At 69.8% G+C, this 25,470-nt stretch carries 22 protein-coding genes; 13 read left to right on the top strand and 9 right to left on the bottom strand.

Annotated elements, in window-relative coordinates; translation table 11 throughout:
• A complete protein-coding gene (locus AC1C2S_RS00455; RefSeq protein ID WP_495350574.1) occupies nt 1-630 on the top strand; it encodes an FMN reductase in 630 nt (209 codons plus the stop codon).
• Here AC1C2S_RS00455 and AC1C2S_RS00450 read toward each other — a convergent pair.
• Both AC1C2S_RS00450 and AC1C2S_RS00445 read right to left on the bottom strand, forming a co-directional pair.
• A complete protein-coding gene (locus tag AC1C2S_RS00450) occupies nt 605-1,252 on the bottom strand; it encodes a DedA family protein (protein ID WP_495350573.1) in 648 nt (215 codons plus the stop codon). The two genes, AC1C2S_RS00455 and AC1C2S_RS00450, sit on opposite strands and share 26 nt — an antisense overlap.
• 51 nt (nt 1,253-1,303) lie before the next feature.
• Nucleotides 1,304-5,074, bottom strand: a complete 3,771-nt coding sequence (locus tag AC1C2S_RS00445) for a DUF3376 domain-containing protein (RefSeq protein WP_495350572.1) — start codon at nt 5,072-5,074, stop codon at nt 1,304-1,306.
• 306 nt (nt 5,075-5,380) lie between these two features.
• Between AC1C2S_RS00445 and AC1C2S_RS00440 the strand changes: the two genes are divergently transcribed.
• Nucleotides 5,381-7,372: a glycosyltransferase gene (locus AC1C2S_RS00440; protein WP_495350571.1), complete on the top strand. Its 1,992-nt coding sequence runs from the start codon at nt 5,381-5,383 to the stop codon at nt 7,370-7,372.
• Between the two features lie 7 nt (nt 7,373-7,379).
• On the opposite strand, the gene AC1C2S_RS00435 is transcribed toward AC1C2S_RS00440, so the two are convergent.
• A complete protein-coding gene (locus tag AC1C2S_RS00435) occupies nt 7,380-7,571 on the bottom strand; it encodes a DUF5302 domain-containing protein (RefSeq protein WP_495350570.1) in 192 nt (63 codons plus the stop codon).
• Between the two features lie 408 nt (nt 7,572-7,979).
• Here AC1C2S_RS00435 and AC1C2S_RS00430 point away from each other — a divergent pair, with 408 nt between their 5' ends.
• Nucleotides 7,980-10,268 carry a polyribonucleotide nucleotidyltransferase gene (locus AC1C2S_RS00430; protein ID WP_495350569.1) on the top strand — a complete coding sequence of 763 codons (2,289 nt, stop codon included), beginning with the start codon at nt 7,980-7,982 and terminating at the stop codon, nt 10,266-10,268.
• A 228-nt stretch (nt 10,269-10,496) separates the two neighbouring features.
• Here the strand turns inward: AC1C2S_RS00430 and AC1C2S_RS00425 are convergent, their stop codons facing one another.
• From AC1C2S_RS00425 to AC1C2S_RS00415, 3 genes are read right to left on the bottom strand one after another with little or no spacing between them, the layout of a single operon-like run.
• Nucleotides 10,497-10,730: a hypothetical protein gene (locus AC1C2S_RS00425; RefSeq protein WP_495350568.1), complete on the bottom strand. Its 234-nt coding sequence runs from the start codon at nt 10,728-10,730 to the stop codon at nt 10,497-10,499.
• Nucleotides 10,727-11,389, bottom strand: coding sequence for an ArsR/SmtB family transcription factor (locus AC1C2S_RS00420; protein ID WP_495350567.1), 663 nt, complete (start codon nt 11,387-11,389; stop codon nt 10,727-10,729). Before AC1C2S_RS00420 ends, AC1C2S_RS00425 begins: the two co-directional genes overlap by 4 nt.
• Nucleotides 11,390-11,445: 56 nt before the next feature.
• Nucleotides 11,446-11,904: an Lrp/AsnC family transcriptional regulator gene (locus AC1C2S_RS00415; RefSeq protein ID WP_495350566.1), complete on the bottom strand. Its 459-nt coding sequence runs from the start codon at nt 11,902-11,904 to the stop codon at nt 11,446-11,448.
• A gap of 166 nt (nt 11,905-12,070) precedes the next feature.
• On the opposite strand from AC1C2S_RS00415, the gene pdhA reads away from it, so the two are divergent.
• From pdhA to AC1C2S_RS00395, 4 genes are read left to right on the top strand one after another with little or no spacing between them, the layout of a single operon-like run.
• A complete protein-coding gene (pdhA, locus tag AC1C2S_RS00410) occupies nt 12,071-13,261 on the top strand; it encodes a pyruvate dehydrogenase (acetyl-transferring) E1 component subunit alpha (protein ID WP_495350565.1) in 1,191 nt (396 codons plus the stop codon).
• Nucleotides 13,258-14,268, top strand: a complete 1,011-nt coding sequence (locus AC1C2S_RS00405) for an alpha-ketoacid dehydrogenase subunit beta (protein WP_495350564.1) — start codon at nt 13,258-13,260, stop codon at nt 14,266-14,268. Before pdhA ends, AC1C2S_RS00405 begins: the two co-directional genes overlap by 4 nt.
• A gap of 5 nt (nt 14,269-14,273) precedes the next feature.
• Nucleotides 14,274-15,677, top strand: coding sequence for a dihydrolipoamide acetyltransferase family protein (locus tag AC1C2S_RS00400; protein ID WP_495353165.1), 1,404 nt, complete (start codon nt 14,274-14,276; stop codon nt 15,675-15,677).
• A gap of 55 nt (nt 15,678-15,732) precedes the next feature.
• Nucleotides 15,733-16,044 (top strand): 4a-hydroxytetrahydrobiopterin dehydratase, encoded by a 312-nt coding sequence (locus AC1C2S_RS00395; protein WP_495350563.1) that lies wholly within the window; start codon nt 15,733-15,735, stop codon nt 16,042-16,044.
• A 23-nt stretch (nt 16,045-16,067) separates the two neighbouring features.
• On the opposite strand, the gene AC1C2S_RS00390 is transcribed toward AC1C2S_RS00395, so the two are convergent.
• On the bottom strand, nt 16,068-16,550 hold the full coding sequence (locus AC1C2S_RS00390; RefSeq protein WP_495350562.1) for a GNAT family N-acetyltransferase: 483 nt from the start codon (nt 16,548-16,550) through the stop codon (nt 16,068-16,070).
• Nucleotides 16,529-17,275, bottom strand: a complete 747-nt coding sequence (locus tag AC1C2S_RS00385; protein WP_495350561.1) for a TetR/AcrR family transcriptional regulator — start codon at nt 17,273-17,275, stop codon at nt 16,529-16,531. Before AC1C2S_RS00385 ends, AC1C2S_RS00390 begins: the two co-directional genes overlap by 22 nt.
• A 100-nt stretch (nt 17,276-17,375) precedes the next feature.
• On the opposite strand from AC1C2S_RS00385, the gene AC1C2S_RS00380 reads away from it, so the two are divergent.
• A complete protein-coding gene (locus tag AC1C2S_RS00380; RefSeq protein WP_495350560.1) occupies nt 17,376-18,983 on the top strand; it encodes a carboxyl transferase domain-containing protein in 1,608 nt (535 codons plus the stop codon).
• Between the two features lie 112 nt (nt 18,984-19,095).
• Here AC1C2S_RS00380 and AC1C2S_RS00375 read toward each other — a convergent pair whose 3' ends face one another.
• The gene (locus AC1C2S_RS00375; protein WP_495350559.1) at nt 19,096-19,821 is read right to left on the bottom strand and encodes an MBL fold metallo-hydrolase; all 726 of its coding nucleotides are present in this window, start codon (nt 19,819-19,821) and stop codon (nt 19,096-19,098) included.
• Between the two features lie 107 nt (nt 19,822-19,928).
• On the opposite strand from AC1C2S_RS00375, the gene AC1C2S_RS00370 reads away from it, so the two are divergent.
• The 5 genes from AC1C2S_RS00370 (at nt 19,929) to AC1C2S_RS00350 (ending at nt 25,450) form a co-directional block, all read left to right on the top strand.
• On the top strand, nt 19,929-20,516 hold the full coding sequence (locus tag AC1C2S_RS00370) for a TetR/AcrR family transcriptional regulator (protein ID WP_495350558.1): 588 nt from the start codon (nt 19,929-19,931) through the stop codon (nt 20,514-20,516).
• 171 nt (nt 20,517-20,687) lie between these two features.
• Nucleotides 20,688-22,790, top strand: coding sequence for an acetyl/propionyl/methylcrotonyl-CoA carboxylase subunit alpha (locus tag AC1C2S_RS00365; RefSeq protein WP_495350557.1), 2,103 nt, complete (start codon nt 20,688-20,690; stop codon nt 22,788-22,790).
• 11 nt (nt 22,791-22,801) lie between these two features.
• On the top strand, nt 22,802-23,968 hold the full coding sequence (locus AC1C2S_RS00360) for an acyl-CoA dehydrogenase family protein (RefSeq protein ID WP_495350556.1): 1,167 nt from the start codon (nt 22,802-22,804) through the stop codon (nt 23,966-23,968).
• A gap of 43 nt (nt 23,969-24,011) precedes the next feature.
• Nucleotides 24,012-24,638 (top strand): MaoC family dehydratase, encoded by a 627-nt coding sequence (locus AC1C2S_RS00355; protein WP_495350555.1) that lies wholly within the window; start codon nt 24,012-24,014, stop codon nt 24,636-24,638.
• Nucleotides 24,635-25,450: an HpcH/HpaI aldolase/citrate lyase family protein gene (locus AC1C2S_RS00350; RefSeq protein ID WP_495350554.1), complete on the top strand. Its 816-nt coding sequence runs from the start codon at nt 24,635-24,637 to the stop codon at nt 25,448-25,450. The genes AC1C2S_RS00355 and AC1C2S_RS00350 overlap by 4 nt, the downstream gene beginning before the upstream one ends.
• Nucleotides 25,451-25,470: the final 20 nt, after the last annotated feature.

Genomic DNA, 25,470 nt, shown 5'->3' with positions numbered 1-25,470 from the left:
ATGACCACACGTACCCTCGCCGTCGTCTCGGCAGGCCTCAGCCAGCCGTCGTCGACGCGCATGCTCGCCGACAAGCTCACCGAGGCCACCGTCGTCAAGCTCACCGGGCAGGGCATCGACACGACCGTCGAGACCTTCGAGCTCCGGGACGTCGCGACCGACATCATGAATCACATGCTGACGGGCTTCCCGAGCCCGAAGCTCGAGGCGGTCATCGAGGCCGTGACCGGCGCAGACGGCCTCATCGCGGTCACGCCGATCTTCACGACGAGCTACTCCGGCCTCTTCAAGTCGTTCTTCGACGTGGTCGACAGCGCCGCGCTCGCCGACCTCCCCGTCGTGATCGGCGCCACCGCCGGTACGCCGCGCCATTCGCTTGCGCTCGACTACGCCCTGCGCCCGATGTTCACCTATCTGCACGCGATCGTCGCCCCCACGGGCGTGTTCGCGGCGACGGGGGACTGGGGCGGGTCCGCGGACAGCGTGAAGACGCTGCCGGCCCGCATCGAGCGGGCCGCGGGTGAGCTCGCCGCGCTCGTCGCGGCGAGCGATCGTTCCACGACGGTGCGTGACCCGTTCGCCCTCGACCGTCCGTTCGGCCATCTCATCGGGGGTCTCGCGGGGGAGTGATCTCCTCGTCGGCCGGTGCCGGTGCGACACCGCTCCGCCGCGCATCGAGTCGGCCGATCGTCCGGTCGACCACGAGACCGATCACGATGGCGACCGGAACGGAGATGGCCGCGGCGAGGAGCGGCGAATCGCGCAACAGGTTGCCGACGATCGCGCCGATCGCCACGTTGTAGCAGGCCCACGCCAATCCGGCCGCGGCCGAGAGCGGGAGGTACCGGCGGAGCGGCACGCGCCCAGCACCCGCGGCGAGATTCACCGCGATGCGGGCGAACGGCACGTAGCGTGCCGTGAAGACGAGCACCGCCGTGCGCCGGTGCACGGTGTCACGCATTCGGGAGAGAGCGGCACCGATGCGACCCTCGCGTTGCCAACGCCACCGGTCGAGACCGACCCTGCGCCCGATCAGGTAGCAGAGGCCGTCGCCGACGACGGCGCCGAGCGCGGCGACGGGGATGATCGCGCCGAGCGGCGGCGATCCGGTCGTCGCCGACAGTGCGCCGAGTGCGACCACAGCGGTCTCGCTCGGGAGCACCACGACGAAGGCGTCGCCGACGACGAGCCCGAAGAGCAGCGGAATGAGCCAGGGTGAGGCGGCGAGCCCGCTGATCCACGCGTCATCCACGCGATCGTTCTACCGGCTGGAAGTGAACAGCAGGGGCCGGATGCGTGGTCGTCAGTCGTCGGCTGAAACGAGCGAGCCGGGCTCCAGATCGTGCACCGAGTCCTTCGGCATCCCGGCCGGGCCGGTGTCCCACCCGCGAAACCACGGAGCCCACCAGATCGTCGTGCCGGCCACCCATGCGCAGACGACGAACCCGACCCAGGTCTGCGTCTCGATCGTAGATCGGCTGAGAGCCAGCGTCGTGATGATGACGGCCACCGCAGTCGTCACGACGGTGGTCGCGGTCACCGCGAGCAACTGGCGCACCCGCAGCGCCTGCGCGAGCAGCGTCAGGGTGAGGGCAGCGGCAACGATCGCAGCGGCGATCGAACGCCAGACGACATGGTTCCAGGGCTCCGGCATTCCCGCTGTGAGCGCATCGAGGCTCGCGGGCAGCACTGCCGTGACCGCGAACGACGCTGCCGCCAGCACGGCGAGCGCGATCCATCGGCCGGGTCGGGATCGCCGGGCGGCCCGCACGGTCTGCAACGCGCGGCTCGTCACCTCGGTTGCGGCGAGCACCGCGATGAGTGACAACCAGAAGGGAACGCCCCAGAGGCCGTAGACGAGGCACGCGGCGGCGAACACGATGAAGAGCACGATCGTGATGCCGATGAGCGTCGCACGCAGGATGGTCGCCCGTCGCTCGGCTGCGGCGATCACCCGGCGCGCCCGGCTCGACTGCTCCGTGTGATTGGCGACGACGAGCCAGTGACGCCGCCACGATGCGGCGGCGCTCGTCAACCGGAACGCCGCGAACACGGCGACGATGGCGAACATCACCCACCTCGAGGTCGACGGCCAGGCGAGCGGCGCCGGATCCTCGAGCTCTGGCCAGGCGAGGAGGATGCCGCAGGCGACGATCACGATGGCGAGGATGAGTCGCGGCGGCGAGAGCACCGCGGGAACGAGCACGAGCAGAGGGCGGATGATCCACTGCAGCGCCCGTATCGGCGACAGCGTGCCGGTGCCGCGCACGAGCGCGACCGAGGCGGAACGCACCACTCGCGAGGCGAGCGCCACGCGATACCCGGAATGCAACGACTCGAGGTCCTGCGTGCCGCGCACGAGCTCCGCGCGCACGGCGTCGGCGTCGGCCGATTCGATGGCGTGCTCGTACGGTCGGGCATCGTCGGCGTTCAGTTCGAGGAGGAGGGCGTCGTGCACGGTGTGCAGCTCGGCCTCGGCTTCGATCGCAACGGGCAGCTCGTTGTCCGCGACATCCGGAGCCCGCTCCATGCTGCCGAGCAACTCGAGCATGCCGGCCGATGCATCGAGGCGCCCCCACCACCAGTCGTTGCGACGCCACGCAGCACTGAGGAAGCCGGCGAAGTTCGCGATGCGGAGTCCGGCCAGCTTCGAGGAGGAACGCAGTTCGGCGTCGTCGTCGAGCAGCTTCATCACGGTCTCGCGGTCGAGTTGGTCGATCGGTTTGGCCAGCGTCGCCCGATACCCCTCGAGCAGCTGCGCGTCGAACAGGGTTCGATAGCGACGCGGCGAGGCCGGCTGCGTGTCGGAACCGATGCGATGGAATCGCACCGTCGACATCGCGGTCGGCATGCCGCTGCCCGCGAAGATGAGCGGAAGATCTCTCGCCGGCAGGTCCACGGACGAAGCGGGCAGGCGGTGCCAAGGGGACTCCAGCCATCCCGATTGCTTGGGGAACCGTTCGAGCACGGCGCTCGCGTCCTGCAGCCAGCGCACGATGCGATCGAGTTCCGCCCAGAGCTCCCGGCGCCGCTCGGGGGTCGCGGCGTTGGCCGTGAGCCACGTCAGCACGAGCCGGCGCGCACGGACGTCGGAGAGCGTGCCCTCGACCTGTGGGATGCCGTCGACGGCATCGAGTGTGCGTTCGACGGCCGAGTCGCGGAGATCGCGGGCCTCGGTCATCACGGCGTAGAGGCACTCGCGGATCGCGGCGCGCGATCGCGACCGGGTCGCGGGTTCATCGGTGACCGCGGCGTCGAAGGCGTGCAGCGAGACGGTGCGGAAGCTCTGGTCTTCGAGGGCGCGGATCCAGGTGAGTGCGCAGTACGAGGCGTCGACGAGTGTCTGGGAGCCGGCCGGGATCGCATCGATCGGCACGCCGTCGGGGAGCGTGCCACGACTCAAGTCGTCGAGCACCGCGCGAAGTGCCTTCTCGAATCGGCCGATGCTGATGCGATCGAGCGCCCGTCGGGCCGGACGATCGACGAGATTCGTACCGAGCGTCCACTCGCCGGGGCGAGTGAAGACCGAGCGCAGGAACGCCGCGTCGGTCGTGGATCGCAGCCGCGCGAATGCCGCGACATGCGCCAGCGCGGCCGGACCGTCTGCCGCGACCGGTCCTCCGTCCAGTCGCACGGCGAGCATCTCGTCGCGCCCCTTGACGACGAGCGCCGCGGCGCGCGCGGCATCGACCGCGTCGATCTCGTCTTCACTCGACTCAGACCCGGCCCGCTTGCGCACGGCGGTGAGGATCGGCGACAGGAATCGTGAGAGCGGGTCATTGCGTGCCGTCGCCGAGTCCGGAGTCAGCTCGGGTGCCGGCCCGTTGTACTCGGTCGCGCGGATGAGCCAGTGCGAGGTCTCCTTCGGCGATGGATCCAGATAGATCAGCGCCCGGTTCACGTGCTCATTCGCGGGGATGTTGCGCACGGCACGAAGCGCGCGGTCGATCGGGATGTTGTCGAGCACGCCGCCGTCGACCACCCGGAAGGGATGCGCTCGGCCTCGCTCCCGGTGCGCGCTGAAGACGTTGCGCATGTCGGGCGGACTCATGACGGCGTCGGGGCCGGTGAGCGGCTCTTCGTCGGAATAGATGAGGGCCGGTTCGAACGCCCCCGGGAACGACGACGTCGCCCGGGCCGCGTAGGCGAGGCGGGCGAAGTCCCGTTTCCGTCGGATGTCGGTGGCGCCGTGGCCGGGAATGCCGCGATCGGGCACCGGATCGACGTCGGCCCCGACGAAGCGGAAGTGCGCCCGGCCTTCTGCCGCACTGCGTTCGTTCGTGTCCTTCGCGTCGATGAGGGTCGCTGAGAGGTCGACGACGACGTGCGGCACGGCGAGGGCGGGATGCGGCGGATTGACCGCCTTCGGCGCCTGGCCCGCGCCGCCCGGACTCACTGTGCCGGAAGCGATGTCGGCGAGAGCACGATCGAGTTCGACCCAGAAGTACTCGTCGCCGCGAAGGACCGAGTCGTAGGAAGGGCGACGGCCCGTCTGCAACAGGCCCCAGGCCGAGCCGGTGCTGAGCCAGGTGCCGAGGATTCCTTCGAGTCCGACGCCGGCTCGCTGGGCGACGGCGTACATGACGCCGTTCAGGCCGCCCGCGCTGGCACCGGCGAGCACGTCGTACTCGACCCGGTCGTATCCTCTCGAACACAGGAGCCGGGCGTACGCGTCCGCCCGTGCGAGCAGATGGGCGTCGGCCTCGTGCCCGTTCGGGTGGATGAGCAGCGCTTTCGGACGCGGGTCCCGTCCATCGCGATAGATGCGGATGCGGCGGAGGATGTCGAGTTCGGCGATCGCACCGCCGATCCACACCGCGAGGCTCACTCCGCCCTTCATCGCCAGCGCGACTCTCAGGCCGCGTGCGTGGTACGGCCGCGCTCCCTCGGGGAGGAAGACGCGCTGGTTCAGGTCGGCCCGACCGTCGGACGCGACCGCGCATCCGGGTTCGGGCGGTGCGAGGTCGATGCCGGCAGGCACGGGGAAGACGCCGTAGTCGCGCGCGGCGTCACCGTCTGGATCGAGGCGAAGCGTGACGTACTCGTGCGGCGGCGGCGGGTTCGGTGCGGACATCGGCGACTCCTCGACGGAGATCTTGCGGGTGGCGACATCGTACCGACGCAGCTGCACGCGCGACCTCAGTGCTCGCACCGAATCCAGCCGGGCGAACCCGTGCCGACGGAAGCCGGCGCCGTGGGTTCACCGACGGCCGACCGTGACCGGATCAGTCGTCGAGCACGAAGGGCGCTTCGAGGGTGACCGGCCATGCACGACGTGCCGTCGACGGCTGGGCGAACGGCTTCCGACGAGTCGGTGAACCCTCGGTTCCGGCCCGCGTTTCCGGCGGTTCCCGCGCCCGGCGACCTTCACGCTGGGGGCGTGAAGGTCGTCCTCCTCGCAGAATCGTTCCTCCCGCACATGAACGGCGTGACGCACTCCCTCCTGCAGGCGCTGCGTCACCTCGAACGACGCGGTCATGACGCGCTCGTGATCGCCCCTCGATCCGGATCCATCGACCACTCGCTCTTCGGCGCTCGCGTCGTGCTGCTGCCGTCGATGCCGCTGCCGAGCTATCCCGAAGTACGGGTGAGCCTCGCGAGTGCGCACCGAGTCGCTGCCCTCATGCGCGAGCACGAGGCCGACGTCGTGCACCTCGCGTCTCCGTTCGTGCTCGGCTGGCGCGGCGTCCTCGCCGCCGACGCGCTCGGCATCCCGTCGGTCGCCGTGTACCAGACCGACATCCCGTCGTATGCCGAACGTTACGGCGCGCCCGGCGCGGCTCCCGCGCTCACCCGGCACCTCGGGCGGCTGCACCGGCGCGCGACCCTGACGCTCGCCCCGTCGTCGTCGGCCATCGAACGGCTCGAGTCGCTCGGCGTCGACCGCATCAGGCTCTGGCGGCGTGGGGTCGACACCGACCGGTTCTCGCCCGCCCGGCGAGATTCAGCCTGGCGACGCGAGTTCGCCCGCGGCGACGAGGTTCTCGTCGGCTACGTCGGCCGACTCGCTCCCGAGAAACAGGTCGAAGACCTCCGTGCGATCGACGGCCTGCCGGGTGTGCGGCTCGTCGTGATCGGCGACGGGCCATCCAGGCCCGCACTCGAGCGCATGCTGCCCGATGCCCGGTTCACGGGCTTCCTCGACGGTGACGAGCTCGCGCGGGCGATGGCGAGCCTCGACGTGTTCGTGCATCCCGGCGAGAGCGAGACATTCTGCCAGACGGTGCAGGAGGCGCTGGCGAGCGGGGTGCCGGTCGTGGCGACCGGCCGCGGTGGCCCGCTCGACCTCGTGGACAGCAGCGTGAACGGTTGGCTCTACCGGCCGGGTGACCTCGAGGACTTCCGCGGACGGGTGCGGGACCTCACAGGGGACGACGCGAAGCGACGGGCGTTCGGCGAGCGGGCGCGCGCCTCCGTCGCGGGGCGCAGTTGGGACCGGCTGGGCGACGAACTCATCGGGCACTACGAGGAGGCGATGGAGCGACGAACGGTTCGCCCGGCGGATGCGGTGCGGCCGGCGCAGATCGTTGCGACGCCGCGGCCCGCGGGCGCAGCCAAGACCTGGAGTCGCTATGTCGCCGTGGGCGACTCGCTGACGGAGGGGCTCTGCGACGTCTCCCGCATGCCGGCGGGTGAGTACCGTGGCTGGGCGGATCGGCTCGCGATGCTCCTCGCCGTCACGAGTTCGGCGGGCGCGCCCATCGCCTACGCCAACCTCGCGGTGCGGAGTCGTCGAATCCGCGATGCGGTCGAGGTGCAGTTGCCGAACGCCGCCGCGCTCGGCGCCGACCTCGTCTCCGTGCTCATCGGCGCGAACGACCTCGTGGGGCGTCGCGCCGATCCCGAGCGGCTCGCGGCGCAGCTCGGCGACGCCGTTTCACGACTGCGTGCGACCGGCTGCGATGTGCTGCTCGTGACCGCGTTCATGCCGCGACGGCCTGCTGCCCGGCTCTTCGCTCGGCGCTTCAGGGTCTTCAACTCGCGGCTTCGCGCGCTCGCAGCGGCGACCGGCTCGATGCTGCTCGATGTCGACGCCCGACCTGAACTCGTCGATGACGATCGGTGGGCCGAGGATCGCGTGCACCTCAACGCGGCCGGGCACCGTGGCATCGCCTACGCCGCCGCGCGCGTCCTCGGCGTGCCGGATGCGGGCGAGCTCGGCGCACTCGAGCACGCCGTCCACGAGCCGGCGGAGGATCAGCAGTCGACGAAGGTCGGTGACGTGGCATGGCTCGGACGGCACGCCGTGCCGTGGATGCTGCGACGGCTTCGCGGCCGGGCGGCGGGCGACGGTCGTGAACCGAAACGCGCCGTGCTGCTGCCCGTCATCGTGCCGGCGACCAACGCGCAGACGACGGTGCCGATGGAGTGAGGCCGGCTCAACCGCTCTTGCGTCGGAACTCGCGCTTGTGCTCGGCGGGACCCTGAGTGTGGTTCGCGCCGCCGCCGCCGTCGAGGTGGGCTTCGCCCTCACGCTTCTTCGACGCGTTGTTCTTGCGATCGAGCGCCTCGCGGAACTTGCGCTTCGTCTCCTCGGAGGGGCCCGGTGTGCTCTGCTCGTCGGAACTCATGCATTCGAGTTTGCCACGGATGACTCGGGCCCGCGCACCACGCGATCCCGGCGTGGACGGCACGCGGCACGCGACATCCGCTGTTCACCGGGCGAATTCGCGCGCTCTGCTAGCATTGAAGCGGTAGCTCGATGGGTTGCCGCCGTCTGATGTGCCGCGAACCGGCGCTTGCCTGTCCGGGCGCAGACGCACAATCGAATATCGAGCACTGTGCTCATTTTGAGCATTTGGAGCAGGCCGGCAGGAAGCTGGTCCCCTGTGGTGGATTACCAAGCCGACCGGTTTGGTGGACTTCTACTGGTGGCCAGCGTGAACGCACCGACCGGTGCGATTCGTATTGCCTGTTCCTGCTCCTCTGTATGAGTCGCGCCCACACGGGGTGCGACGGTAAACAAAGGAGACGACCTCTTGGAAGGTCCAGAAATCACGTTCGCCGAAGCCGTCATCGACAATGGCAAGTTCGGCACCCGCACCATCCGCTTCGAGACCGGCCGCCTCGCCCAGCAGTCGCAGGGCTCCGCCGTCGCCTACATCGACGAAGAGACCATGCTGCTCTCGGCGACCTCGGTCTCCAAGCAGCCGAAGGAGCACTTCGACTTCTTCCCGCTCACGATCGACGTCGAAGAGCGCATGTATGCCGCAGGGCGCATCCCGGGCTCGTTCTTCCGTCGCGAGGGTCGCCCCTCGACCGAGGCGATCCTCACCTGCCGCCTGATCGACCGCCCCCTGCGTCCTTCGTTCGTCGAGGGCCTCCGCAACGAGGTGCAGGTCGTCATCACCGTGCTCGCCATCGAGCCCGACGAATACTACGACGTGCTCGCGATCAACGCGGCGTCGCTCTCGACCCAGCTCTCCGGCCTGCCGTTCTCCGGTCCGGTCGGCGGCGTTCGCGTCGCCCTCATCGACGGCCAGTGGGTCGCCTTCCCGAAGTACTCGCAGATCGAAGACGCCGTGTTCAGCATGGTCGTCGCCGGTCGCGTGATCACCGAGGCCGACGGCTCGCAGGATGTCGCGATCATGATGATCGAGGCCGAGGCCACCGACAACGCGTGGAACCTCATCCAGGCCGGCGGGATAAAGCCCGACGAGGCCGTCATCGCGCAGGGCATCGAAGCGTCGAAGCCCTTCATCAAGCAGCTCGTCGAGGCCCAGCAGCACGTCGCCAAGACCGCTGCGAAGCCCACCGCCGACTACCCGACGTTCCCGCCCTACCAGGCTGAGACGAAGGCCGTCGTCGAGGCGTTCGCACTCGAAGAGCTCAAGGGCATCTACAAGATCGCCGAGAAGGTCGCTCGTCAAGACGCCGACGACGCGCTCAAGGCGCGTGCCAAAGGGCACGTCGCAGCGAAGGTCGAAGCGGGCGAGCTGCCCGAGTCGGCCAACGCCGAGGTGTCGGCCGCGTACAAGTCGGTCACGAAGCACGTCGTGCGTTCGCGCGTGCTCGAAGAGGGTGTGCGCATCGACGGTCGCGGGCTCGCCGACATCCGCCCGCTCGACGCCGAGGTGCAGGTCGTGCCTCGCGTGCACGGCTCGGCCATCTTCCAGCGTGGTGAGACCCAGATCCTCGGCGTCACGACGCTGAACATGCTGAAGCTCGAGCAGTCGATCGACTCGCTCAGCCCGGTCACCAAGAAGCGCTACATGCACAACTACAACTTCCCGCCCTACTCGACCGGTGAGACCGGTCGCGTCGGGTCGCCGAAGCGTCGCGAGATCGGGCACGGCGCACTCGCCGAGCGCGCGCTCGTGCCCGTGCTGCCCACGCGTGAAGAGTTCCCCTACGCGATCCGCCAGGTGTCCGAGGCGCTCGGCTCCAACGGCTCGACGTCGATGGGCTCGGTCTGCGCTTCGACCCTCGCGCTCCTGAACGCGGGCGTGCCGCTGCGCGCACCCGTCGCCGGCATCGCGATGGGCCTCATCTCCGACACGGTGAACGGTGAGACCCGCTACGCGGCGCTCACCGACATCCTCGGTGCTGAAGACGCCCTCGGCGACATGGACTTCAAGGTCGCCGGCACGTCGGAGTTCGTCACCGCGATCCAGCTCGACACGAAGCTCGACGGCATTCCCGCCTCGGTGCTCGCCGGCGCGCTGACGCAGGCGAAAGACGCACGCACGACGATCCTCGCCGTGCTGAACGCCGCGATCGACGGTCCCGACGAGATGGCCCCGACCGCGCCCCGCGTGATCTCGGTGCAGATCCCCGTCGACAAGATCGGCGAGCTGATCGGCCCGAAGGGCAAGACGATCAACGCGATTCAAGATGAGACCGGCGCCGACATCTCCATCGAGGAGGACGGCACCGTCTACATCGGCGCGACCGACGGTCCGTCGGCCGAGGCCGCCCGCGCCCAGGTCAACGCGATCGCGAACCCGACGAACCCCGAGGCCGGCGAGCAGTTCCTCGGAACCGTCGTCAAGATCGCCGCGTTCGGTGCGTTCGTCTCACTGCTCCCGGGCAAAGACGGCCTGCTGCACATCTCCGAGGTGCGCAAGCTCGCCGGTGGCAAGCGTGTCGAGAACGTCGACGACGTGCTCGCCGTCGGCCAGAAGATCCTCGTCGAGATCACGAAGATCGACGACCGCGGCAAGCTTTCGCTCGCCCCGGTGCTGGCTGAAGACGCCGACACCAACGGTCGCGAGATCGCCGGCACGCACGCCGAGGCTCCGGCCGAGGGTGCTGACGTCGACGCGTAGTTCGCGCCCGTTCGTCGCTTGAGCGACGACACACGGATGCCCCGCCCGACACGTTCGGGCGGGGCATCCGTCGTCTCGCCAGCCATTGAACCGTGCGCAATTCAGGTGCGGAGGTGTGTCGCGGTCGCGACACGCCGCGCTCGAACGCGACACACCGCGGGCCGACCTGAATTGCGCACTCCGTAGCAGGGCGGGGGAGACATGGCCGGGTCGAGGCCGACCGCCGTGTCAGCTCACCGGAGGAAGCCCGGCGCGCCGCATCGCCTCCGCGTTGTCGGCGACGGCGCGGCGCGCCTCGCCTCGAAGCGCGATGAGCTGCGCGAGCTCGTCGCGTGTTGGGCGGGCGGACGCGCGACGTGCGCCCCAGCTCTCGAGCGCGCGGCCCGCACGGACGGCGAGGCCGGGCACCCCGGTGGGGAATACGGGGCGGGCCGTCTGGCCTCCCAACGTTGCGGTGTTCATGATGATTCCTCGTCGGTCGGTGCGGGAGTGAGTTCGCCCCGCACGAGTGGGAACGCGTTGATGTGGAGCTGCACCGGCCGCGCGCCCGGTGTGGGTGTGCGCTTGTAGGCGTCGAGGTACCTCTTGAGCACGGCGTCGAGATCGATGACGAGCGCGTGCAGTTGCTCGGCCGTCAGGCGCACGTTGATCGTGTCCGAGGTGGCGACGTCGAGCCACTCCGCTCCGAAGACGTGTTCTCCCTCGGCGAGGTACTCGTGGAAGTTCCGTTCGCGGGTGCGGTACCACTCGTCTTCCAACATGCGCACCGCGAGCCGTTCGGCGCTGCCCGGCGGCAGCTTCCGGGCATCCGGGACCGTGATCGACCCCGGTCGTCGCTCCCACCAGCGCTCGCGACCCTTGCCGCGGGTCTCGTCTTCGCGTACGAGACCCGCGCGCTCGAGCTGGCGCAAGTGGTAGCTCGTTGCGCCGCTGGACTCGCCGAGACGAGCGGCGAGGCCACTGGCGGTGAATGGCCCGTACGCCGAGAGCTCGTCGTAGATGCGCACACGGAGCGGGTGGGCGAGGCTCTTCAGGCTCGAGCTCGTGAGCATATGGTCGACACCCGGGTGCCGCGTGCTGCTCGGCTGTGTTTCGAGGTCGTCGCCGTTCGTAGCATCCATGTTGCAAAGATGCGTTGCAAAGAAACCTTTGCAAATAGTTCTTTGCAACTTGTCGATCACCGCTCGAGCAGTGGCCCCAGCCGGTAGGGGATGAGTTCGCCCATCGCGAGGGACGTCTCGGTGCGCTCGACGCCATCGATCGCGAGGATCTCCCCGTCGATGCGGAAGAGGTCGTGCGCGTCACGGCAGACGACGCGCACGAGGAGGTCGATCGAGCCCGAGAGTCCGTGCGCCTGGATCACCTCGGGGATGCGTGCGATCTCGTCGACGACGGAGCCGAGCAGCTTCTGGCGCACGTGCACGGCGATGAATGCCTCGAGCGGGTAGCCGAGCGGCGTCGGGTCCATGCTGCGTTCGAAGGAGAGGAACGCTCCGGATGCCTCGAGCCGCGCCATGCGCGCCTGCACGGTGTTGCGTGAGAGCCCGAGTCGGTCGGCGAGCGCGACCACCGTCGCGCGAGGGTCGGGGGCCAGGGCGATGAGCAGGGCCTTGTCGACGGCGTCGTAACCGGTCATAACGCCACACGATAGCACCGCTGCGGGCGCTCGAATCGTGCAACATGCTCAACAGCTCGGCGGTTGGTTGAGCTGTGTGCAAGATCGACGTACGCTCTGGGTAACCGGCAGAGCCGCCGGGCGCGGGCAGCCCACGAAGCGCGCCCGCCGACAGCGAGGATCGACGATGACCCCATCCGACCGAGACGCCACCGGGCTCCTCATACAGCGCGAGTTCACCCGGCCAGACGAGTTCGTGCAGCTCGTCAGCCCGACCGGCGAGCGCCGTTCGAACGCCGACTTCGACCCGTGGGTCGCCGACGTCGACCTCGTGGCGCTCGGCCGCCTCTACCGCGATATGGCGATCGTGCGGCGCATCGACACCGAGGCGACCGCACTGCAACGGCAGGGCGAGCTCGGACTCTGGCCGCCGCTCGCCGGCCAGGAGGCGGCGCAGATCGGGTCGGGGCGTGCGCTCCGCGACGATGACTTCATCTTCTCGAGCTATCGCGAGCACGCGCTCGCCTGGTGCCGCGGAGTGCAGCCGGCCGAGCTCCTCTCGGTGTGGCGAGGAACCGCGGCGTCGGGCTGGAACCCGTACGAGCACGGCATGGCCGTGCCTCAGATCATCATCGGCGCGCAAGCTCTGCACGCGACCGGCTACGCCATGGGTGCTGCCTGGGAGGGCACGGACACCGCAGCCGTCGCCTACTTCGGCGACGGCGCCACGAGCGAGGGCGACGTCAACGAGGCCCTCGTGTTCGCCGCGAGCTTCGACGCCCCCGTCGTCTTCTTCTGCCAGAACAACCAGTGGGCCATCTCCGAACCCGTCGGCTTGCAATCGAAGCAGCATCTCGCGCGTCGAGCCGACGGCTTCGGCATGCCGGGCGTGCGTGTCGACGGCAACGACGTGCTGGCCGTGCTCGCGGCGACCCGCATCGCGCTCGACCGTGCACGACGCGGCGACGGGCCGACGTTCATCGAGGCGGTGACCTATCGCATGGGCCCGCACACGACCGCCGACGACCCCAAGCGCTACCGCACCGACGACGAGCTCGCCGAGTGGAGCGGGCGCGATCCGCTGTCACGAGTGCTCGCGCTGCTCGAGGCATCCGGTGTCGACATCGCGCGTCTCGAACGAGACGTCTCGGCCGAGGCCGACCGCGTCGCCGCCGAGCTTCGTGCCGCCATCACGACGATCACCGACCCCGAGCCGTTGACGGTGTTCGACCACGTGTACGCAGAACCCAACAGCCACCTCGAGCGGCAGCGCGAGCACTACACGCGTTACCTCGCGATGTTCGACGACTCGGATGCTTCGACGGAGCTCAGCACAGGTGCCGCGACATCCGTCACCGCCGAAGGAGACCCACGATGACCACACTCACGCTCGCAAAGGCGCTCAACTCAGGTCTTCGTCGCGCGCTCGCCGACGACGACAAGGTCGTGCTCATGGGCGAGGACATCGGCACGCTCGGCGGGGTCTTCCGCGTCACCGACGGCCTGAAGTCCGAGTTCGGGGCGAAGCGGGTCGTCGACACGCCGCTCTCCGAGGCGGGCATCGTCGGCACGGCGGTGGGGCTTGCGTACCGCGGCTTCCGCCCGGTGGTCGAGATCCAGTTCGACGGCTTCATCTACCCGGGCTTCGACCAGATCGTCGCCCAGGTCGCGAAGCTGCACTACCGTTCACGCGGGAACGTGCGCATGCCGATCACGATCCGTGTGCCGTTCGGCGGCGGCATCGGTGCGGCCGAGCACCACTCCGAGTCGCCCGAGGCCTACTTCGCACACACCGCGGGCCTGCGCGTCGTCGCGTGCTCGAACCCGGCCGACGCGTTCGTCATGATCCGGCAGGCCATCGCGAGCGACGACCCCGTGCTCTTCTTCGAGCCGAAGCGGCGGTACCACGTGAAGGGAGAGGTCGACGAGACGGCGAGCCTCGCCGACGCGCGGCCGATGGGCGTTGCGACCACGGTCACCACGGGCACCGACGCCACGCTCGTGACCTACGGCGCCCTCGTGCAGACGGCCCGCGACGCCGCGGTCGCCGCTGCGGAGGACGGCGTCTCGATCGAGGTCATCGACCTGCGCTCGCTCGCCCCCGTCGACTACGCGACGGTCGAGGCTTCGGTGCGCCGCACCGGCCGGCTCGTCATCACCCACGAGGCGGGCCAGCAGGGCGGCGTCGGCGCCGAGCTCGCGGCCTCGATCACCGAGCGTTGCTTCGAGTTTCTCGAGGCCGCGCCAGTGCGGGTCACCGGCCACGACATCCCGTATCCGCCGGCGAAGCTCGAGCGTCACCATCTGCCCGACCTCGACCGCATTCTCGACGGCGTCGACCGGGTGCTCGGGCGTCCGAATTCCATGAGCGGGGCGACGGCGTGAGCATGATGATCAGAGACTTCGCACTGCCCGACCTCGGCGAGGGCCTCACCGAGTCCGAGGTGGTCGCCTGGCGGGTCGGCGTCGGCGACCGGGTCGAGCTGAACCAGATCATCGCCGACGTCGAGACCGCCAAGGCAGTGGTCGAGCTGCCATCGCCATTCGCGGGGGTCGTGACGGCGCTGCACGCGGCCGAGGGCGAGACCGTCGAGGTGGGTGCGCCGCTGTTCTCGTGCGACACGGGTGGCTCGGGCGGTGCCCCGGTGACGGATGCCCCGACCGTCGCGCCGACATCGAAGCCGTCGCCGTCCAAGGCGAGCTCAGAGAGCACCGCGACGGAAGCCGCGCCCGGCCCGAACCTCGTGGGCTACGGCGCCGCAGCGGAGTCGGGACCGAAGCGGCGCGCTCGCCGCACGGCGCTCGCCGACGATCTCGTTCCGTCGCTGCCCGAGATGGCCGAGCGTCCCGCTGATGCCACCCCCGGCGCAGCCGTCTCGCCTGCCGATGCGACTCGCCAGGGCGAGCGTCCGCGCTCGACGCCGCCAGTGCGCAAGCTCGCCCGCGACCTCGGACTCGATCTCGAGACGGTCACGGGCACGGGACAGCGGGGCCTGATCACGCGCGACGACGTCGAACGCGCGGCATCCGGTCTCGCGATGCCGGTGCCCGACGACGTCTCGTCGCTCACCTCGGCGGGTTCGGTCGACGCGCCCCCGGAGACTCGCATCCCGATCAAGGGCGTGCGCAAGCACACCGCGGCCGCGATGGTTCGGAGTGCGTTCACGGCGCCGCACGTGACCGAGTTCCTGACCGTCGACGTGACGGCGACGATGGAGCTCCTCCGCGGCATCCGTGAAGATCGCGACCTCACCGGGCACAAGGTGACCCCGCTCACGGTCGTCGCGAAGGCCGTGTGCCTCGCCGCCCGTCGCACCCCAGAGATCAACTCCCGATGGGATGAGGACGCCCAGGAGATCGTGCGATTCGGTGGGGTGAACCTCGGTATCGCGACGGCGACCGAGCGGGGACTCGTGGTGCCGAACGTCAAGGGAGCGGGGCGCATGACGCTCATCGAGCTCGCCGACGCGATCGCCGCGCTCGCCGAAACGGCGCGGGCGGGCCGTACGAGCCCGGCCGAACTCAGCGGCGGCACGATCTCGATCACGAACATCGGCGTGTTCGGCATCGATGCCGGCACACCCATCCTCAATCCGGGCGAGGCGGCCATCCTCGCGATGGGGGCCGTGCGTCGCCAGCCCTGGGAACACCACGGCGAGATCGCGCTCCGTGAACTGATGACCCTGAGTCTCTCGTTCGACCATCGTCTCGTCGACGGGGCGCAGGGGTCGCGGTTCCTCGCCGACATCGGCACGATCCTTCGTGAGCCGGGCCGAGCGCTGACCATGGCCTGAGAGTGGGCGTCGGCACCCCATGGCGCAATCGACGCGGCGGCGGGAGGATGGACACATGGACGAACGCACCATCCTCTCGCCCGCCGACACAGCCGACGGGCTCGCCGGAACGGCCTTCATCCACGTCGAGGATCATCTGGTTGCCGCATACGCGACAGACGATTTCGCGAGCGCGGTGCGGCTGCTCGATGCCGTGGCGGTCGTCGCCGACGAGCTGAACCATCACCCCGATGTGCGGCTGGGCTGGGGCCGTGTCGAGTTCGAACTGACCTCGCACGATGTCGGCGGTGTCACCCCGCGTGACGTGTCACTCGCACGGCGGATCGGCGTGCTCGCGGCCGAGCTGGGCGCGCGCACCGCCAACTGAGCGCGCCGCGGCATCCGCTCGCCCTATTCGAGGATGTGGGTGAACTCCTCGATCTCGGCGCCGCGGGCGTTCGCGAACGCGACGTCGCCGCCCGTGCGGCGGAAGCCGAGCGTCTCGAGCAGGGCGATGGACGCGGCGTTGTCAGCTGCGACCCGCGCCCGCACCGGCCGTTCGGAGAACGAGTCGAGGAAGAGCCGCATCGCGCGCGTCGCAATGCCTTCGTTCCAGTGCCCGGGGTCGATCCAGCAGGTGACCTCGGCGGTACCGCCTTCGAACCAGCGGGCGACACTGCCCACGATGTCCCCGTCGGCGCGTACGGTGCGCGCATCGACCGTGGGGTCGTCGAACAGGCGCTGCCAGTGGGCGTCGAACAGAGCGCGATCTGTCGGGTCGGTCGGGGTTAACGCGGCCATGCGCACGGCCACAGGATCTTGTTCGAAGCGGAACAGTGCGTCGAGATCACCCGCGCGGGTCACGCGCAGGGTCACGACATGAGGCTCGCCCATGCCATTTCCTCCAGGATGCCGCGGGCGGCGCCGTCGGCGGGTCTGCGCCCAGGGATGCGGGCGCTGTGCGGAGTGGAGTTCAGGAGACCGAAGGCGGCGTGTGCCCGGAACCTGAGCTCCGTCTCGGCCCGATCGGGCCGGAGTCTTTCGAGGGTGTCGACCCAGTGTTCGACGTACCGGCGCTGGAGGAGCCGCACTTCGTGCCGGGCGCCGACATCGAGCTGCTCGAGCTCCCGGTCTTGCACGAGGATGACGTCGGCGTCGCCGAGCGCGAAATCGACGTGGAAGGCGATCAGCCGGTGCAGGGCGGATGTCGCGTCGGGCGCCTCGCCGAGCACTCGCTCGGCGCCGTCGAGGAGTGTGCGGCTCGCACCCTGGAGGATCGCGGCGAGCACGGCGGCCTTGCCGGGGAAGTGGCGGTACACGGCCGGGCCCCGCACGCCCACGGCGGCGCCGAGGTCTTCGATCGTGACACCCGCGTAGCCTCGCTCGGCGAAGAGCGCGGCTGCCGCAGTGAGGATCGCCTGGCGCCGGTCGGCCTTCTGCCGGCTCCGCTCGGTGGTTGCGCCGGCTGTGGCCGCATCGCCGGCTGCGGCCGCATCTTCGGTGGTTGCGTCGTCGGTGGTCGCCGCGTCGTCGGCATCGAGGTCGGTGTCGGTGCCGACCGTCTCGTCGGTGCTGAGGTCGGTGCCGGCCTGATCGACCGCACGCGAAGTGGTTGCCATCTCGGTTAATGCTCGCTAACATCGGGGATCGAGTTAGTGCACACTAACCGAAATCGCGCACCCGCACAAGGGGCCGCGCCGAGCTCGAAGGCGAAGCGGAATGGGCACACTCCACAGCGGCATCGACCCCGCCGGTGAGGCGGCGCGCGCGAACGGCGCGGGCCACGCGGCGCTCGTTCGTGAACTCCGCGAGAAGGTCGCCGCGGCGGCGGCGGGCGGCCCCGCGGCATCCCGTGAGCGCCATGTCGCCCGTGGCAAGCTGCTGCCGCGCGACCGGGTCGACCGCTTGCTCGACGAGGGCAGCCCGTTCCTCGAACTCTCGCCGCTCGCCGCCGCTGGTCTCTACGGAGGAGACTCGCCGGGCGCGGGCATCATCACGGGCATCGGTCTCGTGCACGGCCGCCCCGTGCTCGTCGTGTGCAACGACGCGACAGTCAAGGGCGGCACCTACTACCCGATGACCGTGAAGAAGCACCTGCGGGCTCAGGAAGTCGCGAAGGAGCACCGGCTGCCGTGCATCTACCTGGTCGACTCGGGTGGGGCATTCCTGCCCCTGCAAGACGAGGTCTTCCCCGACCGCGAGCACTTCGGCCGCATCTTCTTCAATCAGGCGCAGCTCTCGGCGAAGCGCATTCCGCAGCTCGCTGCCGTGCTCGGCTCATGCACCGCCGGCGGCGCCTACGTGCCGGCGATGAGCGACGAGACCGTGATCGTTCGGGGCCAGGGCACGATCTTCCTCGGCGGCCCGCCGCTCGTGAAGGCCGCGATCGGCGAGATCGTGACGCCCGAAGAACTCGGCGGCGGCGAACTGCACTCGCGGGTATCGGGGGTGACCGATCATCTCGCCGAAGACGACGAGCACGCCCTTGAACTCGTGCGCGACATGGTCGCGACCCTTCCGGCGCAAGAGCCTCGCGCGTGGACGGTGCGCGAGCCCCGGCAGCCCGCTGTCGACCCGTCGACGCTCACAGCGGCCGTGCCGCTCGACGTGCAGCAGCCCTATGACGTGCGCGAGGTCATCGCCCGCCTCGTCGACGGCAGCGAGTTCACCGAGTTCAAGCGCGAGTACGGCGACACGCTCGTCACGGGTTTCGCCCACATCGACGGACACCCCGTCGGCATCGTCGCGAACAACGGCGTGCTCTTCAGCGAGGCGGCGATGAAGGGCGCCCACTTCATCGAACTCTGCGACCAGCGCGGCATCCCGCTCGTCTTCCTGCAGAACATCTCGGGCTTCATGGTGGGTCGCGACGCCGAAGCGGGTGGCATCGCCAAGCACGGCGCGAAGATGGTGACCGCGGTTGCGACGACGCGCGTGCCGAAGTTCACGGTCGTGATCGGCGGTTCCTTCGGCGCGGGCAACTACTCGATGTGCGGGCGGGCGTACTCGCCGCGGTTCCTCTGGATGTGGCCGAACGCCCGCATCTCGGTGATGGGCGGCGAGCAGGCGGCATCCGTGCTCGCGACCGTCAAGCGCGACCAGCTCGCGGTGAAGGGCGAACAGTGGTCGGATGCCGCGGAGCAGGCGTTCAAGGATCCGATCCGGGCCCAGTACGACGACCAGGGCAGTCCGTACCACTCGACTGCTCGTCTCTGGGACGACGGGATCATCGCTCCGGAGGACACGCGCACGGTGCTCGCGTTCGCGCTCGAGCTCGCGAGTCGCACGCCGTTGCCCGAGCCCTCCTTCGGACTCTTCCGCATGTAGGGCTCGCCCGCGCCTCGCCCGCGCCCGCGGGGGCTCACCGTGCCTGCCGAGCGTGCACTTGGCGCCCCTTCAGGGGCGTTTCCTGCACGTTCGGCGCGTCAGATGCATTCGGTCATGAAGCGGATGCCGCGGCGGCCCGCTCGACCTCGCGCACGGCCTCATCGACTCCGCGGTTCCAGGGCGAACCGTGGCCGGGTAGCACCCAGGTGACGCCGAGGCCCTCGAGACGCCGGAGCGAGGCGAGCGCCTCTTCGGGGTCGTCGGTGAACGGCGCCGGCCGCGGGCCGGTCACCCCCGTCAGCACATGGCGAGTGGTGAGTGCGTCGCCGACGAAGACGGCATCGGCCACCGGTACGTGGATCGCGATGCTGCCGGGGGAGTGGCCGGGCATGCCGATCACCTTCGGTGCGCCCGGCAGGTCGAGCACATCACCGTCTCGTACCGTGACGACCTCGGTGAGCGGGGTCGTGCGGAGCCCGTTGTGCGTCATGGAGTACCAGAGGAACCGCGCCGTCGGGCCGAGCTTCACGCTGCCCCACTCGGGCTTGGTCGAGACCTCGCCGCGGGCACGAGCGGCGTCGGCCTCGTGCACGTAGACCGGCACGCCATGGTCGCGCCGCAGGCGCTCGGCGAAACCGATGTGGTCGGAGTCGCCGTGCGTGAGCACGACGCCGCGGATGTCGTCGAGCGAGCGGCCCATCGCCTCGAGTTCGACGGTGAGCTCGCCCCACTGGCCGGCGAGCCCGGCGTCGATGACCGTGACGCCCTCGGGCGTGTCGACGAGGTAGACCGCGACGATGTCGGAGCCGATGCGGGAGAGGGAGGGGCCGAGCTTCATTTGGTGCCTCGCTTGATCATGGATGCGGGAGGGGGTGATGGCTATGATACATAGCTATCATGGCTACGCGCAATAGCCTAGAGTCGAGATGTCGAAAGGGGCCGAGGATGCCGACACCGGAACGAACTTCCCTCGAGGCCATCGTGGCGGCGGGTCGCGAGATCCTCGAGGCCGACGGCCTCACGGGCCTGACCATGCAGGCCGTCGCCGAACGCGTCGGCGTGCGCGCCCCATCGCTCTACAAGCGCGTGCGCAACCGCAGTGAGCTCGTGCGGTTGATCGCTGCGGCGGCCGTCGTCGATCTCAGCGTGCGCCTCGGTGCGGTCGGCGATGCGAGCAACGTTCGGGCCGACGGTGGCCACGCCGCGCTCGCCGAGGTGGCCCGTCTCGCTCGCGCCGTGCGGGCGTTCGCACACGAGCGCCCCGCGGCGTACGGGCTCGTCTTCGCGCCGGGCGACGACTCAGGGCTCGAGGTCGAGGCGCTGCGCGATGCGAGCGCACCGCTGTTCGCCGTCGCCACCGAACTCGCCGGCCCCGATCATGCCCTCGACGCGGCCCGTACGCTCACCGCGTGGGTCACCGGGTTCATCAGCATGGAGCTCTCGGGCGCGTTCCGATTGGGAGGAGACGTCGACCGGGCATTCGAGTTCGGCGTCGATCGCATCAGCGCTGCCCTCGCGTCGACGAGCGCCTGAGCGGCCGGCGGTCGCCGGTAGGCGGTAGGCGGTCGCCCGCCGGCTGAATCATCCGCTGTTCGTCGATCTCGCAGCGCCACCGCTTGTCATTTCAGTTAGCGAGCACTAACATCGAATCCAGTTAGTGCGCGTTAACTGATGTTCGCGCATGTCGAGCGCAGGGAGGCGCGGATGGGCACGGGCGACACCGTCACCGAGTCACGATCGCCGCGTCAGGCAACGCGTCCGTTCGACCGCGTGCTCGTCGCCAACCGAGGCGAGATCGCCGTGCGGGTCATCCGCACTCTGAAGCGGCTCGGCATCCACTCGATCGCCGTGTTCTCCGATGCCGACGCCGGCGCACCCCATGTTCGGCTCGCCGACGATGCCGTGCGCATCGGCCCGGCGGCCGCGGCCGAGAGCTATCTCGATCCGTCGCGCATCATCGACGCCGCGCGCGAGACCGGAGCCCAGGCGATCCACCCGGGTTACGGCTTCCTCTCGGAACATGCCGGATTCGCCGACGCATGCCGCGCGGCCGGCATCGTCTTCGTCGGCCCAGGGGTCGACGCCCTCGAGATCATGGGTGACAAGATCCGGGCGAAGCAGCACGTCGCGGCATCCGGCGTTCCAACCGTGCCGGGCGTCGCCGATGCCTCGCTCGACGACGGCGCGCTCGCAGCCGCCGCAGAGTCCGTGGGCTTTCCGCTGCTCGTGAAGCCGAGCGCCGGTGGCGGCGGCAAGGGCATGCAGATCGCGCGTGATGCACGAGAGCTCGCCGCTGCATTGGCCGCGGCGAGGCGCGTGGCACTCGCCGCGTTCGGCGACGACACGCTGCTCCTCGAACGACTCATCGAGCGACCGCGCCACATCGAGGTGCAGGTGCTGGCCGACGACCACGGCAACGTGATCCACCTCGGCGAACGCGAGTGCTCGTTGCAGCGCCGCCATCAGAAGGTCATCGAAGAGGCGCCATCGCCCCTGCTCGATGCCGAGACCCGCGCTCGCATCGGGCTGGCGGCGTGCGGTGCGGCGCGCAGCGTCAACTACCGCGGCGCCGGCACCGTCGAGTTCCTGGTCTCGGATGACGCTCCCGACGAGTTCTTCTTCATCGAGATGAACACCCGGCTCCAGGTCGAGCACGCGGTCACCGAGTTCGTCACCGGCATCGACCTCGTCGAACAGCAGTTGCGCATCGCGGCGGGGCAGCCGCTCGAGCTCGCGCAATCGGAGGTGCGTCTCACCGGGCATGCGATCGAGGCCCGTGTCTACGCCGAGAGCCCCGAGCGCGGCTTCCTCCCCTCGACCGGTGAGCTGCTCGTGTATCGGGCACCAATGGGCATCGGTGTACGCGTCGACGACGGCATCGTCACCGGCCAGTCCATCACGGCCGATTACGACCCGATGCTTGCGAAGATCATCGCCTACGGGCGAGACCGCGCCGAGGCGCTCGACCGACTCGACCGCGCGCTCGCCGACACCGTCGTGCTCGGCGTCGAGACGAACCTCGGGTTCCTGCGCCGCCTGCTCGCCGACGAGGCGGTGCAGCGCGGTGATCTCGACACGGGCCTCATCGATCGACTTCCGGCCCCTGACACGGATGCCGCTCCGCCCGAGATGCTCGCCGACGTCGCCGCGTTCCGTGACGCCCAGGCCGTCGCCGCCGCTCGTGCCGGTGGCGCGCATGCCTGGCAGACGGCCCGCGGCTGGCGACTCGGCCGCATCACTCCGTCGCCGCGAGACGCCGATTCCACTCGCCGTAGCGGCTCCGGCGCCGATCTCGGCAGCGCGCCGACCTCGGGGCAGGGCGGCGAACCGGTCTTCGCGACGGCCGACGACGGCACGGTATGGGTGCACGCGTCATCCGGCACTTGGAGCGTGCCGGCCCGAGACCGTCGCGCCGCCCTCGACGCGCGTCTGGCCATGATCGAACGCGGTGGCCTCGCCGATCCCGAACTGCGCGCGCCCATGCCCGGTACCGTCACTGCCGTGCTCGTCGCCGACGGCGACACCGTCGATGCCGGAGACGCCGTCGTCGCGATCGAGGCGATGAAGATGGAACACCGCGTCACCGCGTCCATTGCCGGCGTCGTGCGCCTCGCCGTGGGGGTCGGCGAACAGGTCGCGCGCGACCAAACCGTCGCACGCATCGAGCCTCACCCCGTTGCATCCGACGCACCGACTCGCGACGCCGCGACATCCGACGCACCGACTCGCGACGCCGCGACATCCGTCCCCGCACCGTCGACCGCGCTCCACGAAGGCGCACACCCGACCGCACCCCGCACAGAATGAGGAGCACGACCGTGAACTACGAGCTGAGCACCGAAGAGCAGGCGCTCTTCGACCGGGTCAAGGAATTCGCCGACACCGTCGTCGCCCCCGCGGCCTACGAGTACGACACGAAGCGCCGCCTGCCGATGGAGATCATCGCGCAGATGGGCGATCTCGGCCTCTTCGGGCTGCCGTTCCCCGAGTCGGTCGGGGGTCAGGGCAAGAGCTACTTCCAGCTCTGCCTCGCCGTCGAGGCGCTCGGGCGGGTCGACCAGTCGATCGGCGTCACCCTCGAGGCGGGCGTCGGCCTCGGAATCATGCCGATGTACCGGCACGGCACGCCAGCGCAGCAAGCCGAGTACCTGCCCGACCTCGTCGCCGGCCGCGCGCTCGCCGGATTCGGCCTCACCGAGGCCAAGGCCGGCTCCGACGCCGGCGCGACGCAGACCACGGCGGTGCTCGACGGCGACGAGTGGGTCATCAACGGCACCAAGCAGTTCATCACCAACTCGGGCACGCCCATCACCCGGTTCGTCACGATCACGGCGGTCACGGGCGAGAAGACGGCGCCCGACGGCACCGTCAAGAAAGAGCTCTCGACCATCATCGTGCCGAACGGCACGCCTGGCTTCACCGTCGAGGAGGGCTACGACAAGGTCGGATGGCACACCTCCGACACGCACCCGCTCACCCTCGCCGATGTGCGGGTGCCTGCGGCGAACCTGCTCGGCGCCCGCGGCCGCGGGTACGCGAACTTCCTGCAGACTCTCGATGAAGGCCGCGTGGCGTTCGCGGCGCTCGCGACCGGCGCCGCGCAGGGATGCCTCGAAGAGGCGCTGCGCTACGCGAAGGAGCGCGTCGTGTTCGGCTCGTCCATCGGCTCGAACCAGCACATCGCCTTCAAGATCGCCCGCATGCAGGCCCGCGTGCACCAGTCCCGCCTCGCCTGGCACGACGCCGCCCGCAAGCTCGATGCGGGCAAGCCCTTCAAACTCGAGGCTTCAATCGCCAAGATGGTCGGAGGGGAGGCCGCGATGGACAACGCCCGCGACGCCACGCAGATCTTCGGCGGCTACGGCTTCATGAACGAGAACACCGTTGCGCGCCACTACCGTGACTCGAAGATCCTCGAGATCGGCGAGGGAACCACCGAAGTGCAGCTCATGATCATCACCCGCGAACTCGGAATCGCCGCCTGAGGCGAGCGGATGCCGCGGGCATCCATGACACGAAGGAGCCGAGATGTCCGGTGAAGCCGTCATCCCACCCGTGCACCGCGACGTGCTCGAGCGCGGCCTCTGGTTCGAGGAGTTCGAACCGGGCACTCGCTACTTGCACCGCCCGGGTCGCACCGTCACCGAGGCCGACAATGTGCTGTTCACGACGCTCACCATGAATACGCAGGCGCTCCACCTCGATGCTGCCTGGGCCGAGACCCAGCCGTTCGGCGAGAGGCTCGTCAATTCGATGTTCACGCTCGCGACGATCGTCGGGGCGTCCGTCGCCCAGCTCACGCAAGGCACGATCGTTGCGAACCTGGGCTTCACCGAGGTCGCGTTCCCTGCGCCGCTGTTCCATGGCGACACGCTCTACAGCGAGACCGTCGTGGTCGCGATACGGCCGTCGACGTCGCGGCCGGGGCAGGGAATCGTGACCCTGCGTCACGTCGGACGCAACCAGCACGGCGTCGAGGTCGCCCACGCGACCCGGTCGACGCTCGTGTGGTTCCGCGAAGCGGGGCAGCGGCAGGCGGCGATCGCCGACGCGCAGCTGGCAGCGGGCGCCGCCGACGCATCCGCCGCGGCTGCCGCGGCCACGGCCGCTGCCGGGGCCGTCGGGGCGCGCGCCGACGAGGAGACGAGAGGATGACGCATCCGTCGTTCCGATTCGGCCCGGCCCTGCTCTTCTGCCCGGCCGACCGGCCCGACCGCTACGCGAAGGCGCTCGGGCGCGCCGACGCCGTGATCCTCGACCTCGAAGATGCCGTCGCCGATGAGTCGAAGCACGGCGCCCGTCTCGCGCTCCTGGGCGCACCGCTCGATCCCGAACGGGTGATCCTGCGCCTGAACCCCGCGTCGGGCCCGTACTTCTCGGACGATCTCGCGGCCCTCGCCGAGACCGGGTACCGCACGGTGATGCTCGCGAAGTGCGAGGGCACCGCCGATCTCGTCGACCTCGGCGATTTCGAGGTCATCGCCCTCTGCGAGACGGCGAAGGGTGTACTCGCGGCGAACGACATCGCGGCGATCCCGAACGTCTCGGCGCTCATGTGGGGCGCGGAAGACCTCATCGCCTCGCTCGGCGGTTCGTCGAGCCGATTCGCGAACGGCCGGTACCGCGACGTCGCGAGGGATGCCAGGTCCCGGGTGAGCCTCGCCGCAGCCGCCCACGGCATCGCCGCGATCGATACCGTGCACCTGGAGATCGCCGACCTCGACGGACTGCGGGCCGAGGCCGAAGATGCCGCCGCGGTCGGCTTCGCTGCCACGGCGTGCATCCACCCGTCGCAGGTCGATGTCGTACGCGAGGCGTACCGGCCGGACGCCGACCGACTCGAGTGGGCGCGCGCGGTGCTCGACGCAGCAGAGAGCGAGCCCGGAGTGTTCGCCTTCAGGGGCGGAATGGTCGACGCGCCGCTGCTGCGGCAGGCCGAGGCGGTCGTGCGCCGCGCAGGCGGCTGAAGAACGATTCGGTAACGGTT

It is taken from the genome of Agromyces sp. Y782 (genome assembly GCF_059445405.1).
The sequence above is the reverse complement of the archived record's forward strand: the minus strand, read 5'-3'. Positions and strand labels throughout refer to the sequence as shown.